Genomic DNA, 14400 nt, shown 5'->3' on the forward strand with positions numbered 1-14400 from the left:
AGGATGCCGCATGGCACGACCGACGATCGAAGAGGTCGCTGCCGAGGCAGGCGTCTCGCGGTCGACAGTGTCGCGCGTGGTGAACGGCTCGTCGGCGGTGAGCCCTGAGGCGCTCGACGCCGTGCAGGACGCCATCCGCCGGCTGAACTACGTGCCCAACCGTGCCGCGCGCACGCTCGCCAGCAGGCAGACGCACGCGATCGCCCTGGTCGTTCCCGAGGACACCACGACCTTCTTCGGCGACCCGTTCTTCGCCGCAGTCGTTGCCGGCATCAGCGCCAGGATCACCCGGTCCGACTACATCCTGAACCTGCTGATCGCCAGCGACGACCCGGGCGACAAGATGACCAGCTTCGTGCGCAACGGCGGCGTGGACGCCGCGATGATCGTCTCGCACCACACCAGCGACACGTTCGTCGACCGCATCGCAGAGGCCGTGCCGGTCGTGTTCGGCGGTCGCCGCGCCGACGAGCGCGACACGGACTACGTCGTGGACGTCGACAACGTGCTGGGCGGCAGGCAGGGCACCCAGCAGCTGATCGACCGCGGGAGCCGGCGGGTCGCGACGATCACCGGGCCGCCCTCGATGCCCGTGACATTCGACCGTCTGCAGGGCTTCCGCGAGGCACTGGCGGATGCCGGACTCGAGCCCGTCGCCGAGGAGGCGGGCGACTTCTCCGAGGCATCCGGCGCGGCCGCCGCGCGGCGGCTGCTCGAGCTGCCGCAGCTGCCGGATGCGATCTTCGTGGCATCCGACCTGATGGCGCGCGGCGCCTACGGCGTGCTGCGCGCCGCCGGTCTGCGCGTGCCAGACGATGTCGCACTGGTCGGCTTCGACGACTCGCAGGTGGCCGTCGAGCTCGATCCGCCGCTGACCACGGTGCGGCAGCCGATGTTCGCGCAGGGTGAGGCCATGGCCTCGGTGCTGATCGACGTGCTCGCCGGTGAGGATGCTCCGCACCACACCATCCTCACCACAGAACTCGTCGTCCGCGCATCCGCCTGATCAGCCGTAGCCGAACGGATGATGCCGTGCGGGCGGCGGCATCCGTAGGCTGTGGCCATGACCACACCGGCGGCATCCGAGAGCGACGGCGTGCGCGGCATCCTCGCGCCGGTCCGGTTCGGGCCGGCGCTGCAAGTGGTGCTGATCGCGCTGATCGCCGTCAGCGCCGTGCGATATGTGCTGAGGCACGTGATCGGCGAGGCCGAGCGGGGGCCGTCCGGCGCGATCGTGCTGACCGGGGCCGTGCTGCTCGCGGTGGTCGCGCTGCTGCAGCGGTTCGTGCCTCGTCGTGGTGCCTGGCCGGCGGTGTGGACGCTGATCGTCTGCGTGCTGTGGGCGGCGCTCACCCTGATCGCGCCGTCGTTCGCCTGGTGCGCGGTGCCGCTCGCGTTCGCGGTGCTGCAGATCCTGCCGTTCTGGCCCGCCACCGCCGTCGTCACCGGGATGACGGTGGTCGTGATCATCGCCGAACTGCGCATCGCCGCCCAGTTCGATCCGACGATCGTCGCCGGCCCGATCGGCATCGCGTTCGCCACGATCGTCGCCTACCGCGCCCTGGACCGCGAGGCGACCGCACGTCAGCAACTGCTCGACGAACTGACCTCGACCCAGGCCGACCTGTCCGCCGCGCAGCACCGTGCCGGCGCGCTCACCGAGAGGGCCCGGTTGTCGCGTGAGATCCACGACTCCGTCGGGCAGGACCTGTCCAGCATCAACCTGCTGCTGCAGGCGGCCGAGCAGGGCTGGGAGCGCCGGCCCGACGCCGCACGCGATCAGGTGCGTGCTGCCGCCGACACCGCGCGTTCCGCCCTCGACGAGGTGCGCCGCGTGGTGCGCGACCTCGCTCCCACCGAGCTCGACGGCACTGCAGGCTCGCTGCGGGTCGCGGTCGAGCGGGTCGTGACGGATGCTGCGCAGCAGGGCCTCGCCGTGGAGTTCCGCAGCCACGGGGAATCCGGAGACGTGCCGCTGCCCGTGGCATCCGCGATCATCCGCACCGTGCGCGGTGCCCTCGCGAACGTCGCCGAGCATGCGAAGGCGACCCGCACGGTGGTGAGCCTGACGGCGCAGCCGGACGAGCTGCGACTGGACATCCGCGACGACGGCGTGGGGTTCGACGCCCGCCCGGCGGCGCTGCGTGCTCGCGCGCAGCAGCGACGAAGCGCCGGCCGCGGCCTGGGCATCCAGGGCATCGTCGAGCGCATCGCGGCGCTCGGCGGCACCCTGACGATCGAGAGCGCACCCGGGGAGGGCACGACGCTGTCGGCCGTGTTCCCGGTGAACGAGGGGGAGAGATGACGCTGCGTCTGGTGCTGGTCGACGACCATCCGGTGGTGCGCGCCGGCCTGCGCGCGCTGGTCGAGTCGCAGGACGACCTGCGCGTCGTCGGCGAGGCCGGCGGCGCCGATCAGGCCGTCGAGGTCGTGCAGGCGGAGCACCCGGATGTCGTGCTGATGGACCTCAGCATGGGCGAGGGACCAGGCGGGATCGAGGCCACGACGCGTCTGCGCGCCCTGGCCGAGCCGCCGGCGGTGCTTGTGCTGACCACCTATGACAGTGAGTCCGACATCCTGCGGGCCCTGGATGCCGGTGCAGGCGGCTATCTGCTGAAGGACTCCCCGCCCGACCAGTTGTTCGCCGGCATCCGTGCCGTCGCCGCGGGGCAACCGGCGCTGGCGCCGTCGGTCGCTGCCGTGCTGATGCGCCGCGCGGCCTCGCCGGAGCCGCGGATGACCGAGCGCGAGGTCGAGGTTCTCGAACTGCTCGCCGACGGTCTGGGCAACCGCGAGCTCGCGAAGGTGCTCTTCGTGTCGGAGGCGACGGTCAAGTCGCACCTCTCGCACATCTACACGAAGCTCGGCGTCGACACGCGCGCCGGTGCGGTCGCCGCGGCCATCGAGCAGCGCATCATCCGGCGCTGAACCGCCCTAGCTCCTGCCCATGCGCGCGAACGCTCCGAGCACGGTGCGCTCGGAGCGGATCAGGTACTTCTCCAGCTCTTCCGCGGCGACTTCAGGACCGCGCTGCAGGAACGCGTCGAGCACCGCCCGGTTCTTGCGCACGAACGGCTCGTGCAGTGCCCGAGGGTCGTCGATCTCGAGGAACGCGAGGCGCAGCTCGGCGGCGACGTCGCGATAGGTGCGGGCGAGGCGCGGGCTGTCCGCCAGCGTGACGATCGCGTCGTGGAACGCCATGTTCGCGCTGCCGATCAGGCGCCAGTCGGTGCCGGCCAGGTGCGTCTCGGCCTCATCCACGGCTGCGCGCATGAGCTCCACGGCGGGATGCTCGGGCTCGGCCTGCCGCAGGGCGGCGCACTCGATCACGCGGCGCGCGCGATAGATGTCGACCACGTCTGCCATGGAGGGGGACGCCACCGACACTCCGCGATGCGGGACGTGCTCGATGAGCCCCTGCTCCGTGAGCACGCGGAACGCCTCACGCAGAGTGTTCCGCGAGACGTCGAGCCGTTCGGCGAGTGCGGACTCGGACAACCGGGAGCCCGGCGCGAACTCGCCGTCGATGATGCGCTGGCGCAGCGCGTCGGCGAGCGGAGCGACGTTGGTCATGAGGACCAGGGTATGCGTCCTTCGTCACTTCGACTCGCTTCGCTCGCTCAGTACGGCGCTCGCTTCGCTCGCTCAGGAGCCGGGAGGCTTCCAAAGATTGTTCAACAATCATGCGCACTCTGCCCTACAATCATGAGAATCCCCACCCGCCCACCAAAGACGATGGGAAACCCATGTCCGACACCCCCACCACCTCCGCGCGCACCGATGACGCTGCACGCCTGGCGGCCACGAAGAAGCGCGTAGGCCGCAGCGCCGTCATCGGCGCGATCTTCCTGATGGCCACCAGCGCCATCGGCCCCGGGTTCATCACCCAGACGGCCACGTTCACCGCGACCATGGGCGCCGCCTTCGGGTTCGCGATCCTGCTCTCAGTGATCATCGACATCGCCGTGCAGCTGAACGTGTGGCGCATGATCACCTCGTCCGGCAAGCGCGCCGGTGAGCTCGCGAACAGCGCCATCCCGTTCTCGGGATATGTGATCGCGGTTCTCGTCGTGATCGGCGGCCTGGCATTCAACATCGGCAACATCGCCGGTGGCGGCCTCGGACTGAACGCCCTGCTCGGCATCGACCCGAAGCTCGGCGGCCTGCTGACGGCGGCGCTCGCGATCATCATCTTCCTGGTCAAGAAGGCCGGCAAGGTGATGGACATCGTGCTGGTGGTGCTCGGCGTCGGCATGATCGTGATGACGGTCGTCGTCGCGATCATCTCGCAGCCGCCGGTCGGCGACGCCCTGCGGCAGACCTTCCTGCCGGATGAGATCAACTTCGCCACCATCACCACGATCGTGGGCGGCACCGTCGGCGGCTACATCACCTACTCCGGCGCGCACCGCTACCTGGACTCCGGCAACACCGGCCCCGAGCACGCCGGACCGGTGATGCGGGCGGCCTCGAACGGCATCTTCGTCACGGGCATCATGCGGTACGTGCTGTTCCTCGCGATCCTCGGCGTGGTGGCATCCGGCGTCAGCCTCGACCTGACCACCCAGGCCGCCAACCCCGCAGGGCAGGCGTTCGGCGCGGTGCTCGGCGACGCCGGGATGCGCATCTTCGGCGCCATCTTCTGGGCGGCCGCGATCAGCTCGGTCATCGGCGCCGCCTACACCTCGGCGACGTTCCTCTCCACGTTCCACAAGCGCTTCCTCGGCGGCTGGTCTCTGCAGTGGGCGACCGTGGTGTTCATCGTCGTCTCGCTCATCGTGTACCTCTCGATCGGCACCGCGCCGGCCGCGATCCTCGTGTTCGTGGGAGGCTTCAACGGACTGATCCTGCCGATCGGTCTCACGGTGTTCATGTACATCGGATGGTTCCGCGCCGACCTGCTCGGGGTGAAGCGCTACCCGCGCTGGCTGCTCATCGCCGGCACCCTGGTGACCGCGCTGACCTGGTACATGGGCGCGGTCTCGATCGGCCCCATCTTCGCGTTCCTCGGCATCGGAGGTTGAGAACCATGGCATCCATAGATCTGAACTCGGACCTGGGCGAGAACGTGCCCGATCGCATCGTGTCCGACGACGAGAGCATGCTCGCGATCGTCACCAGCGCGAACGTGTCGTGCGGGTTCCATGCCGGCAGCCCGGAGGGCATCCGGCGCACACTCGCGGCGGCCGTCGCGAACGGCGTCACCATCGGCGCGCACCCCGGATACCGCGACTATGAGAACTTCGGACGCACGAAGGTCGACATCGACTCGGCCACTCTGCAGGCTCACGTCGAGTATCAGCTCGGCGCCCTCGCCGGCCTGACGAAGGCCGTCGGCGGCGCGGTCGCCTATGTCAAGCCGCACGGCGCGCTGTACAACACGATCGCCCGCGACGAGCGGCAGGCGAAGGATGTCGTGGCGGCGATCCGCGCGATCGATCCGAGCCTCGTGCTGCTCGGCCTCGCCGGCGGTGTCGTGCTCGACGTCGCCGAGCGCGCGGGGCTGCAGGTCGCCGCCGAGGCGTTCGCCGACCGTGCCTACCTGCCGGACGGGCAGCTGGTCTCGCGAACGGAGGAGGGCTCTGTGCTGCACGACGCGAGCGCCGTCGCGGAGAGGATGCTGCGCCTCGCCGAGTCCGGGGTCATCCGGGCGATCGACGGCGCCGATGTGCGTGTCGAGGCCCAGTCGATCTGCGTGCACGGGGACAGCACGGGGTCGATCGCCATGGCGGCCGAGACCCGCCGTCTGCTCGAGGCCTCCGGAGTGACGATCGCCCCGTTCGCCGGGGTCTGACATGACCATGACCGCCGCCCACGCCGTGCTTCAGCGCTCAGGTCGCAGAAGGTGTCGTTCCCCGCGCGCAGGGGCGACATTCTTCGCGACCCGAGCTCTGCCGCGCAGGTTCCGATCGCAGACGATGACGGCATCGGCGTGGCAAGGTGACGTGTTTCGCGACCTGAGCGGGAGCGAGTCCTGATGCGCATCCTCACCGCTTCCGACCGGGCGCTGCTCGTCGAGGCCGCAGATCTCGACGAGGCCATGCGGCTGAACCTGGCGTGGGCAGGGACGCCCGGCGTCGTCGAGCTCATCCCCGGGGCGCGCACCGTCCTGGTGCGCTTCGATCCGCTGCGGGTCAGCGCCGCTGCGCTGGCCGACGTCCTGTCGTCGACGACGGTGGATGCCGCGCACGTGCCGCACGTCGGCGAGGTGACGATCCCGGTGCGGTACGACGGCGAGGATCTGGCCGACGTCGCCGCGCTGCTCGGCGTCTCGCCCGACGAGGTCGTCGCCCGGCACCTCGCCGCGGACTGGCAGGTCGCGTTCTCGGGCTTCGCGCCGGGGTTCGGGTACACGGTCGGTTCGGACCCGCTCTTCGACGTGCCGCGGCGATCCTCGCCGCGCACGCGCGTGCCGGCCGGATCGGTCGCCCTCGCGGGCCACTTCACCGGCGTCTACCCGCGGGAGAGCCCGGGCGGCTGGCAGCTGATCGGACGCACGGATGCGGTCATGTGGGACATCGACCGCGACCCGCCTGCACTGTTCTCGCCAGGGACGCTTGTGCGCTTCGAACGCGCGGAGCGGGAGGTCGTGTCGGCTGCCCCGGCTCCTGAGCGAGGAGCGCAGCGACGAGACGAAGGGCGCTTCGCTCCCGGCTCGCTCGAGGTCCTCCGCCCCGCCCTTCAGCTGCTTGTGCAGGACCTAGGGCGTCCAGGCCACGCGGCGCTCGGCGTCTCCGCCTCCGGTGCCGCCGACCGCACGGCCATGCGCGATGCCAACCGCGCCGTCGGCAACACCTCGGACGCCGCCGTGCTGGAGATCGTCGGGGGAGCGGCGCTGCGCTATCGCGGCGTCCCCACGGTCGCCGCGATCGCAGGTGCTTCCGGCGAGATGACGCTGTATGCCGCGGACGGCATGGAACGCGGCATCCAGCCCGGCGCTCCGTTCGCACTCGACGATGGGGACGAGCTTCGGGTCGCGCATCCGGACCGCGGACTGCGGTACGCGCTCGCCGTGCGCGGCGGCATCGTGGCCGCGCCGGCACTCGGCAGTGCGGCATCCGACACCCTCGCCGGGCTCGGCCCCGCACCGCTGGTCGCGGGTGACGTCGTCTCCGTGGGCGATCCGCGCACGGCCCCGCATCCGGTCGATCCCGAGCCGCTCGCCCGCGAGCTGCCCGCCGCCGGCGAGACCGTCGAGCTGCGCATCGTGCTCGGTCCGCGCGACGACTGGTTCACGGCCGACGCGATCGACGCTCTCACCGGCCAGGACTGGGACGTCACTCCGCGCTCCGACCGGGTCGGCATCCGTCTGCACGGTGCGAGGCCCCTGGAGCGTGTCGTCGACGGAGAACTGCCCAGTGAGGGGGCCGTGACCGGGGCGATCCAGGTGCCGCCGGACGGACAGCCCGTGCTGTTCCTGCCCGACCACCCGCTCACCGGCGGCTACCCGATCATCGGCGCGGTCATCGATCGCGATCTCGATCTGGCCGGACAGCTTCCGCCGGGGGCGCGGGTGCGGTTCCGGGTTCTGCAGACGACCATGAGGGAAGGGACCCCATCATGAAGAAGATCCTGATCGCGAACCGCGGCGAGATCGCCGTGCGCATCATCCGCGCATGCGCAGAGGCCGGGTATGCCTCGATCGCCGTGTACGCCGACCAGGACGCCGACGCACTGCATGTGCGCCTGGCCGACGAGGCGGTGGGACTGGGGGGCTCCACCGCCTCGTCGACATACCTGTCGATCGATGCTCTCCTCGCGGCCGCACGGGCCTCGGGCGCCGACGCCGTGCACCCGGGCTACGGCTTCCTGTCCGAGAGTGCGGCCTTCGCGCGAGCCGTCGAGGAAGCTGGGCTGGTCTGGATCGGGCCGGAGCCTGCGAGCATCGATGCGCTCGGCGACAAGATGACGGCCCGCCGCATCGCGCAGAAGGTCGGCGCTCCGCTGGCCGCCGGCACGGACCACCCGCTCGAAGGGCCCGCCGAGGCGGTCGCCTTCGCGGAGGAGCACGGCCTGCCGATCGCGATCAAGGCCGCGTTCGGCGGTGGCGGCCGCGGACTCAAAGTGGTCCGCGAGCTGGGCGAGGTCGCCGATGCGTTCGACGCCGCCACGCGTGAGGCGATCGTCGCGTTCGGGCGGGGAGAGTGCTTCGTGGAGCGGTTCCTGGAGTCGCCGCGGCACGTCGAGGTGCAGGTGCTCGGCGACGGACGCGGCGGCGTGGTCGTGGTCGGCGATCGGGACTGCTCGATGCAGCGTCGCAACCAGAAGCTCATCGAGGAGGCGCCCGCACCCGGTCTCACCGACGAACAGCGCGAGCGCATCCACGAGTCGGCCCGGCGGATCTGCGCCGAGGTCGGGTACCGCAGCGCGGGCACGGTCGAGTTCCTGCTCGCTGCCGACGGCACGATCTCGTTCCTCGAGGTGAACACCCGCCTGCAGGTGGAGCATCCGGTGACCGAGGAGGTCACCGGCGTCGACCTGGTGCGCGAACAGTTCCGCATCGCGTTCGGTGGCGGCCCCTCGCTGTCGGAGACTCCGCGGCCGCTGGGCCATGCCTTCGAGTTCCGCATCAACGCCGAGGACCCGGGGCGCGGCTTCCTGCCCAGCCCTGCGCGCATCGACGTGCTGCGGGTGCCCGGCGGCCCCGGTGTGCGCTGGGACTCCGGCGTCGAGACGGGGGACACCGTGCAGCCGGCGTTCGACTCGATGATCGCCAAGCTCGTCATCTACGCGGACTCGCGCGAGGCGGCGCTCGTGCGCGCGCGCCGTGCGCTGCGCGAACTGCACGTCGAAGGTCCGGCGACCGTTGTCGGGTTCGACCGTCTCGCCGTGGATGCCGCGGAGTTCTCCACCGATGGCTTCGCGGTGCACACCCAGTGGATCGAGCAGGTGCTGCTGCCGCGGCTCGAGCCGCAGCTGCGGCCCGCGCCGGTGCAGGATGCCGGGCTGGCGCGCTTCCCCGTCGAGATCGACGGACGCCGAATGATGCTCGGTCTGCCGACGGCTCTGCTGTCCGGGTTCGCCGGGGCTGCGGCATCCGCTCCGCAGGAGGGGCAGCCGGACCCGGCCGAGCTGCGTGCGCCGTCTCCGGGTACCCTCGTGCGCTGGCTGGTCGACGACGGCACGGAGGTCGCCGAGGGCGACGCGGTCGCCGTGCTCGATGCCATGAAGATGGAGTCGCAGGTGACCGCGCATCGTGGCGGCAAGATCGCGCACCGCGCGGAGGTCGGTGCCATGCTGGCGCCGGACGGGTTGCTCGCGACGATCGGGTGACGGACTCCTAGGAGGCGTGGACAGGCGCATCGCGGCGGTGATGCTGCTCGTCATCGACGACCCGGCGACAGCTTCTGGTGCTGTCGGCACGGCAGATCTCCTGAGGGAGATGTCCGGGAGGAGGGGCAAGACTCCCCATCCCCTCCCTCCTCCCGGCTGCTGCGGCAGATCCCCCGAACGCCGCAGGCACCCCTCGCAGATGACACGCCGAAACGACTGCGGAGAGCTTCACCGATCCTCGGCGCGGGGCCCGTCGGGTGTCGGGGGCCGGCTATCGGAACGGTCGGACGACAATCCCCATCGCCGCCCATTGATTTGTTGATTGAGGGTTCAATCAATGCACACGATATCATCAGTCGGAGACATTGGGGAGAACCCGATCGGAGATCAGAAGGAGGCTGTGGATGCCGCGTTCTGCAGAGCAGAACCGCGAGGCGCGTGAGCGCTCGCAGGCGAGCATCCTGCAAGCCGCCTTCGAGGTGTTCGGCGAGAAGGGCTACCACGAGGCGAGCCTGGCCGAGATCGCCCGCCACGCCGGGGTCGCCCAGGGGCTGATCAGCTATTACTTCGGCGGCAAGGAACAGCTCGTCGGTGCCGTGCTCGACGCCTACTTCGAGAAGATGACGGCGCTGGCTTTCGGTGACGAGGGCGCGGACGACCGCCTGCGCATGGTCATCGACATGTTCCTGATCGGCGCCGACCAGACCCTGCCTCAGCAGCGCATCACACTGGGGCTGTCGATCCTGCCCGCCACGCATCGCATCTACGCAGAGTCCGAGCAGCGAAACCTCGACGCGGTGCTCGCCGCCGGGGGGCTCATGCAGGACCTGTTCCGTGAGCGCGGCGCTTCCGATCCGGCACTCGAAGAGGTGATGCTGCGCAGCGTGGTCGAGGGTGTGATCGTCAAGCGCGCGGTGTACGGGAAGACCTACCCGCTGCAGGCCGCGCGCCGCTGGCTGCACAGGATGTACGGACTCGGCGATCCCTCGGATCCGCTGCCCTTCGTGGCATCCGACCCTCCGCAGGTCGCGCTGCGCGCGATCGACGCGTGACCGGAAGCTGAGCGCGCTGCGCCGGTCGACCGGAGCTCGGGTCGCTCCGAAACGAGAGAACTCACGAGAACAGGACGAGTCTGCGGACTCCGTCCTGTTCTGGCTGGATCGCCTGTCCTCGGTCTCGCCGGTGGGCGCCGGGCGGCGGATGCCGGCATGTGGTGCCGGGGACGAGAACAGGAGAACTCGCGAGAACAGGACCGTTCTCGCGCATGCGTCCTGTTCTCTCTGAACGTCCTGTTCTCATGCGTGGCGCGGATGCCGAGGGGCGGCGCCTGCGCAGACGCGCTGCTCCTCGACTCCGGATCACTCCGGTCGGATCACTCCGGATCGCCGCCGATCGGGCCGACTGCGGCGAGCGGCTTCGGGTCGTCGGCGCCGGTCCTGCGCAGTCGGGCGATCGCGTTGCCGCCGTGGTAGATGATGATCGCGGCAACGGTCGCGATCACGATGCCGCCCAACTCGAAGCCGTTCTCGCCCTGGATCGCGAAGCCGCCGACAGCGACGATCAGCGCGACCGCGGCGGTGTACTGGTTCACCGGGCGCGAGAAGTCGACCTTGTTGTCGACCCAGATCTTCACGCCGATCACGCCGATCAGGCCGTACAGCGCGGTGGTGACGCCGCCGAGCACGCCGGCGGGCACGGAGTTGATGACGGCACCGAACTTCGGCGACATGCTCAGCAGGATGGCGGTGATGCCGGCCACCCAGTACGCCGCGGTCGAGTAGACGCGGGTGGATGCCATCACGCCGATGTTCTCGCCGTAGGTCGTCGTTCCCGAACCGCCGAAGAATCCGGCCAAGGTGGTGGAGATGCCGTCGGCGATCAGCGCCTTGCCGGTGTTCTCGTTGATTTTCGGGTCGTTCACCATGGTGGCCACGCCGCGCACGTGGCCGACGTTCTCGGCGATCAGCACCAGCACGACCGGCAGGAACATCGCCATCGCCGACCAGGTGCTGGGCTCGACGAAGTCCGGGAACTGGAAGTCGGGCAGGCCGACCCACGGCGCATCGTCGATCAGCTGCAGCGGCGTCTTGTCGCCCAGCAGCGGGTTCGGGATGTTCAGCTCACCGCGGAAGGCGGCGAACGCGTAGCCCGCGATCACGCCGAGGAAGATCGAGATGCGGCCCAGGAAGCCGCGGAACACGACCGCGAACAGGATGGTGAGCGTGAGCGTGACCGTCGCGGTGATCGGCGACACGGCGAAGTTGTTGTGCGCGGCACCGGCCAGGTTGAACCCGATCAGGGCGACGATCGTGCCTGCCAGTACGGGCGGCAGGAACCGGTCGACCCAGGCGACCCCGGCGGTGTGCACGACGACACCGATGATCGCCAGGAGCACGCCGACCGCGACGATGCCGGCGAGAGCCGATCCGGTGCCGCCGATCGCGGTCGCGGCCGTGACCGGCGCGATGAACGCGAAGGACGAACCGAGGTAGCTGGGCAGCTTGTTGCGGGTGATCAGGAGGAACAGGATCGTACCGACACCGCTGAACAGTAGGGTGGTCGGCACCGGGAATCCGGTGAGGATCGGCACCAGGAATGTGGCGCCGAACATCGCGACGACGTGCTGCACGCCGATCGCGATGGTGGCGGGCCAGTTCAGGCGCTCATCAGGACGGACGACGGCGTCGGGCGCGACAGTGCGGCCGTTGCCGTGGATCTTCCACAGCGGCATGCGGGCTCCTCGGGGGTAGGGGTGGAGGCTGGGGAAACACTATCGGTTCGCCTCCGCCCGGCGGGGCGCAAACCTGCCCCCGATCTGTACGGAGCCCTCGGCCGGATACCCCGGGGGAGCCCAGGATCTCAGGCCGTGAGGCGGTCGATCAGCTCGCGATAGCGCGCGGCCGTCTGCTCGACGATCTCCTGCGGCAGCGCGGGCGGCTCGCCCTGCTTGTCCCAGTTGGCGGCCAGCCAGTTGCGCACGATCTGCTTGTCGAAGCTTGCCATCCGCTCGGCCGGCGTCGTGCCGGTGCGCCAGGCCTCGGCGTCCCAGTACCGCGACGAGTCGCTGGTGAGCACCTCGTCGGCCAGACGCAGGGTGCCCGCGGCATCCGTTCCGAACTCGAACTTCGTGTCGGCCAGGATCAGGCCCCGGGCCTCTGCGATCTCCGCCGCCTGGCGGTAGAGCGCGAGCGACACGTCGCGCAGCTGCGCGGCGCGCTCCGCGCCGACGATCTCGGCGGCGCGCTCGAAGGAGATGTTCTCGTCGTGCTCGCCCATCGGCGCCTTGTAGGCGGGGGTGAACAGCGGCTCGGGCAGGCGGTCGCCGTCCTGCAGGCCGGCCGGCAGCGGGATGCCGCAGACGGTGCCCTGCTCGGCGTACTCGGCCCAGCCGGAGCCGGTCAGGTAGCCGCGCACGACGCATTCGATCGGCAGCATCTCGAGCGACTGGGCGAGGATCGCGCGACCGGCGACCTCTTCGGGCACGTCGCCGCCCGTGAGGTGGTTCGGGAAGTCGAGCTGGTCGAACCACCAGTTGCTCAGCGTGGTGAGAAGCGTGCCCTTCTGCGGGATCGCGGGGGAGAGCATGAAGTCGAACGCGCTCACCCGGTCGGACGCCACCATCAGCCGGCGGGTGTCGCCCGGGTCGTCGGAGGCGTACAGGTCACGGACCTTGCCCGAGTAGAGGTGCCGCCAGCCGGGGATGCTCAGTGCTTCGCTCACGCGACCATCTTCGCATCCCCGGCGGCCCGGCCGTGTGCCCGGTCCCTGAGCCCGCCGAAGGGCCCCACACGGGCCCCGCGGGTCAGTGGGCGTTCAGCACTGCCCAGGCGATCAGGCTGTCGAGCCGGCGGACGTCGACGCCCTTCGCGAGCTTGACCTTGATGTGGCCGGCCTTCGTCCAGAGCTCCAGCTCGGAGTTCCAGTCGAGAGTGCCGGCGTTCTCGGATGACCACATCAGGATCGAGCTGTACGGCAGCGAGTAGATCTCGACCTTCTTGCCGGTCATGCCCTGCGCATCGCGCACGATGAGCCGGTGGGTCGTGAAGGTGGCCGAGTCGCGGAACGTCTTGAACGACGCGACCGCCTGCTCGCCCTGGGCGAGCACGGACTGGACGTCCGCCGGGACGGGGATCTCCTGCTGCAGCGTCCAGCTGAGGATGGCGCCTGTCTCCATGGTGTTCGTCCCCTCCGGTCAGTCGTTGAGGTGCGCGACCGCGTAGTCGGCCTCGGCCGCGGTGAACTTCTCGCCGTACTGGCTGGTGAGCTGGTCGCGGATCGCCGACGGCGACATCGACATCAGCTTCTGATAGTCCTTCGCCTTCGCGAGCGCGTTCGCGTTCCAGTCGGCCTCGACGTTCTCCACGGCGTACTTCGCCGCCTCTGCCGAGAACTTCTCGCCGTAGGGGCTGGTGAGCTGGTCGTAGACGCCCTGCCTGCTCATGTGCATCATGTCGGCGTAGGACTGCGCCTTGTTCAGCGCCGAGGTGTACTCGGTCGGCACCGCCGGCTCGGACGGCTCCTCGACCGGCTCTTCGGCAGGAGCGGATGCCGGTTCCTCGGCTGCCTCGGTGGCGGGCTGCTCGGCCGGTGCACTGATCGCCGGCTTGTCCGCCGCGGGAGTCGGCGTGCTACCGGAACCGCCGTTCACCGCACCCAGGACGATGCTGAGCACCACCAGAGCGCCGGTCGCGATCCACGCGATCTTCTTCTGCTCCTGGTAGCCGGCGAGGGGCCGCCCCGCGGCATCCTTCGTCTGGTTCGCGAGCACGAGCACGATGTCGACGAGAACCCAGACGCCGAGACCGCCGAAGGTGACGATCTTCAGGATGCCGGTGCCGACCTTGCCCAGGTAGAAGCGGTCGACCCCGAAGAAGCCGAGGAACAGCGCGAACAGCCAGGTGAGCAGGAAGGAGCGCGCGCCGGCAGGCGCGGCTGCGACGGCGGGCGGGGCGGGGAACGGGGCCGCCGCCGGCGGCGGGGTCTGCAGCGGCGCCTGCGGTGCGGGCGGCGGAGTCTGGCTGCTGTTGTCGAAGGTCATGTCCGGGTCCTCTGTGATCGGTGCGAGCTGACACTCCGATCCTCGGGCGCGGTGTCGGGGCGGCGGATCGGCCGACCGGGCGGACCTGC

Annotated in this window: 13 protein-coding genes; 8 read left to right on the forward strand and 5 right to left on the reverse strand. The window is 70.1% G+C overall.

Translation table 11 applies throughout. The annotated features are described in order from the left end of the window. Window positions 1-10 precede the first annotated feature (10 nt). From ACFVDO_RS16790 to ACFVDO_RS16800, 3 genes are read left to right on the forward strand one after another with little or no spacing between them, the layout of a single operon-like run. Window positions 11-1006 carry a LacI family DNA-binding transcriptional regulator gene (locus tag ACFVDO_RS16790; RefSeq protein WP_378857876.1) on the forward strand — a complete coding sequence of 332 codons (996 nt, stop codon included), beginning with the start codon at window positions 11-13 and terminating at the stop codon, window positions 1004-1006. Between the two features lie 57 nt (window positions 1007-1063). Beyond that, complete coding sequence (locus tag ACFVDO_RS16795; protein ID WP_378857875.1) at window positions 1064-2305, forward strand: sensor histidine kinase; 1242 nt, start codon at window positions 1064-1066, stop codon at window positions 2303-2305. Next, window positions 2302-2928: a response regulator gene (locus ACFVDO_RS16800; protein WP_378857874.1), complete on the forward strand. Its 627-nt coding sequence runs from the start codon at window positions 2302-2304 to the stop codon at window positions 2926-2928. The genes ACFVDO_RS16795 and ACFVDO_RS16800 overlap by 4 nt, the downstream gene beginning before the upstream one ends. Before the next feature lie 6 nt (window positions 2929-2934). Here ACFVDO_RS16800 and ACFVDO_RS16805 read toward each other — a convergent pair whose 3' ends face one another. Further along, entirely contained in the window at window positions 2935-3573 is a 639-nt protein-coding gene (locus ACFVDO_RS16805) for a GntR family transcriptional regulator (protein WP_378857873.1), read from the reverse strand. Window positions 3574-3746: 173 nt separating this feature from the next. Between ACFVDO_RS16805 and ACFVDO_RS16810 the strand changes: the two genes are divergently transcribed. From ACFVDO_RS16810 to ACFVDO_RS16830, 5 genes are all read left to right on the forward strand, one after another. Beyond that, window positions 3747-5024, forward strand: coding sequence for an NRAMP family divalent metal transporter (locus ACFVDO_RS16810; RefSeq protein WP_378857872.1), 1278 nt, complete (start codon window positions 3747-3749; stop codon window positions 5022-5024). Between the two features lie 5 nt (window positions 5025-5029). Continuing rightward, complete coding sequence (locus ACFVDO_RS16815; protein WP_378857871.1) at window positions 5030-5794, forward strand: LamB/YcsF family protein; 765 nt, start codon at window positions 5030-5032, stop codon at window positions 5792-5794. Between the two features lie 183 nt (window positions 5795-5977). Further along, the gene (locus ACFVDO_RS16820; protein ID WP_378857870.1) at window positions 5978-7564 is read left to right on the forward strand and encodes a carboxyltransferase domain-containing protein; all 1587 of its coding nucleotides are present in this window, start codon (window positions 5978-5980) and stop codon (window positions 7562-7564) included. Then, complete coding sequence (locus tag ACFVDO_RS16825) at window positions 7561-9273, forward strand: acetyl/propionyl/methylcrotonyl-CoA carboxylase subunit alpha (RefSeq protein WP_378857869.1); 1713 nt, start codon at window positions 7561-7563, stop codon at window positions 9271-9273. Before ACFVDO_RS16820 ends, ACFVDO_RS16825 begins: the two co-directional genes overlap by 4 nt. A 404-nt stretch (window positions 9274-9677) precedes the next feature. Further along, complete coding sequence (locus tag ACFVDO_RS16830) at window positions 9678-10325, forward strand: TetR/AcrR family transcriptional regulator (RefSeq protein WP_378857868.1); 648 nt, start codon at window positions 9678-9680, stop codon at window positions 10323-10325. Window positions 10326-10645: 320 nt separating this feature from the next. Here the strand turns inward: ACFVDO_RS16830 and ACFVDO_RS16835 are convergent, their stop codons facing one another. The 4 genes from ACFVDO_RS16835 to ACFVDO_RS16850 all read right to left on the reverse strand — a co-directional run bounded on the left by ACFVDO_RS16835 (window position 10646) and on the right by ACFVDO_RS16850 (window position 14311). Continuing rightward, complete coding sequence (locus ACFVDO_RS16835; protein WP_378857867.1) at window positions 10646-12004, reverse strand: uracil-xanthine permease family protein; 1359 nt, start codon at window positions 12002-12004, stop codon at window positions 10646-10648. Window positions 12005-12132: 128 nt separating this feature from the next. Beyond that, window positions 12133-12993 carry a phosphoribosylaminoimidazolesuccinocarboxamide synthase gene (locus ACFVDO_RS16840; RefSeq protein ID WP_378857866.1) on the reverse strand — a complete coding sequence of 287 codons (861 nt, stop codon included), beginning with the start codon at window positions 12991-12993 and terminating at the stop codon, window positions 12133-12135. Window positions 12994-13075: 82 nt separating this feature from the next. Further along, a complete protein-coding gene (locus ACFVDO_RS16845) occupies window positions 13076-13447 on the reverse strand; it encodes a PH domain-containing protein (RefSeq protein ID WP_378857865.1) in 372 nt (123 codons plus the stop codon). An 18-nt stretch (window positions 13448-13465) separates the two neighbouring features. Continuing rightward, entirely contained in the window at window positions 13466-14311 is an 846-nt protein-coding gene (locus ACFVDO_RS16850) for an Ltp family lipoprotein (protein WP_378857864.1), read from the reverse strand. Window positions 14312-14400 lie beyond the last annotated feature (89 nt).

It is taken from the genome of Microbacterium sp. NPDC057741, assembly GCF_042798735.1.
In the GTDB taxonomy this organism is placed as follows: Bacteria; Actinomycetota; Actinomycetes; order Actinomycetales; family Microbacteriaceae; genus Microbacterium.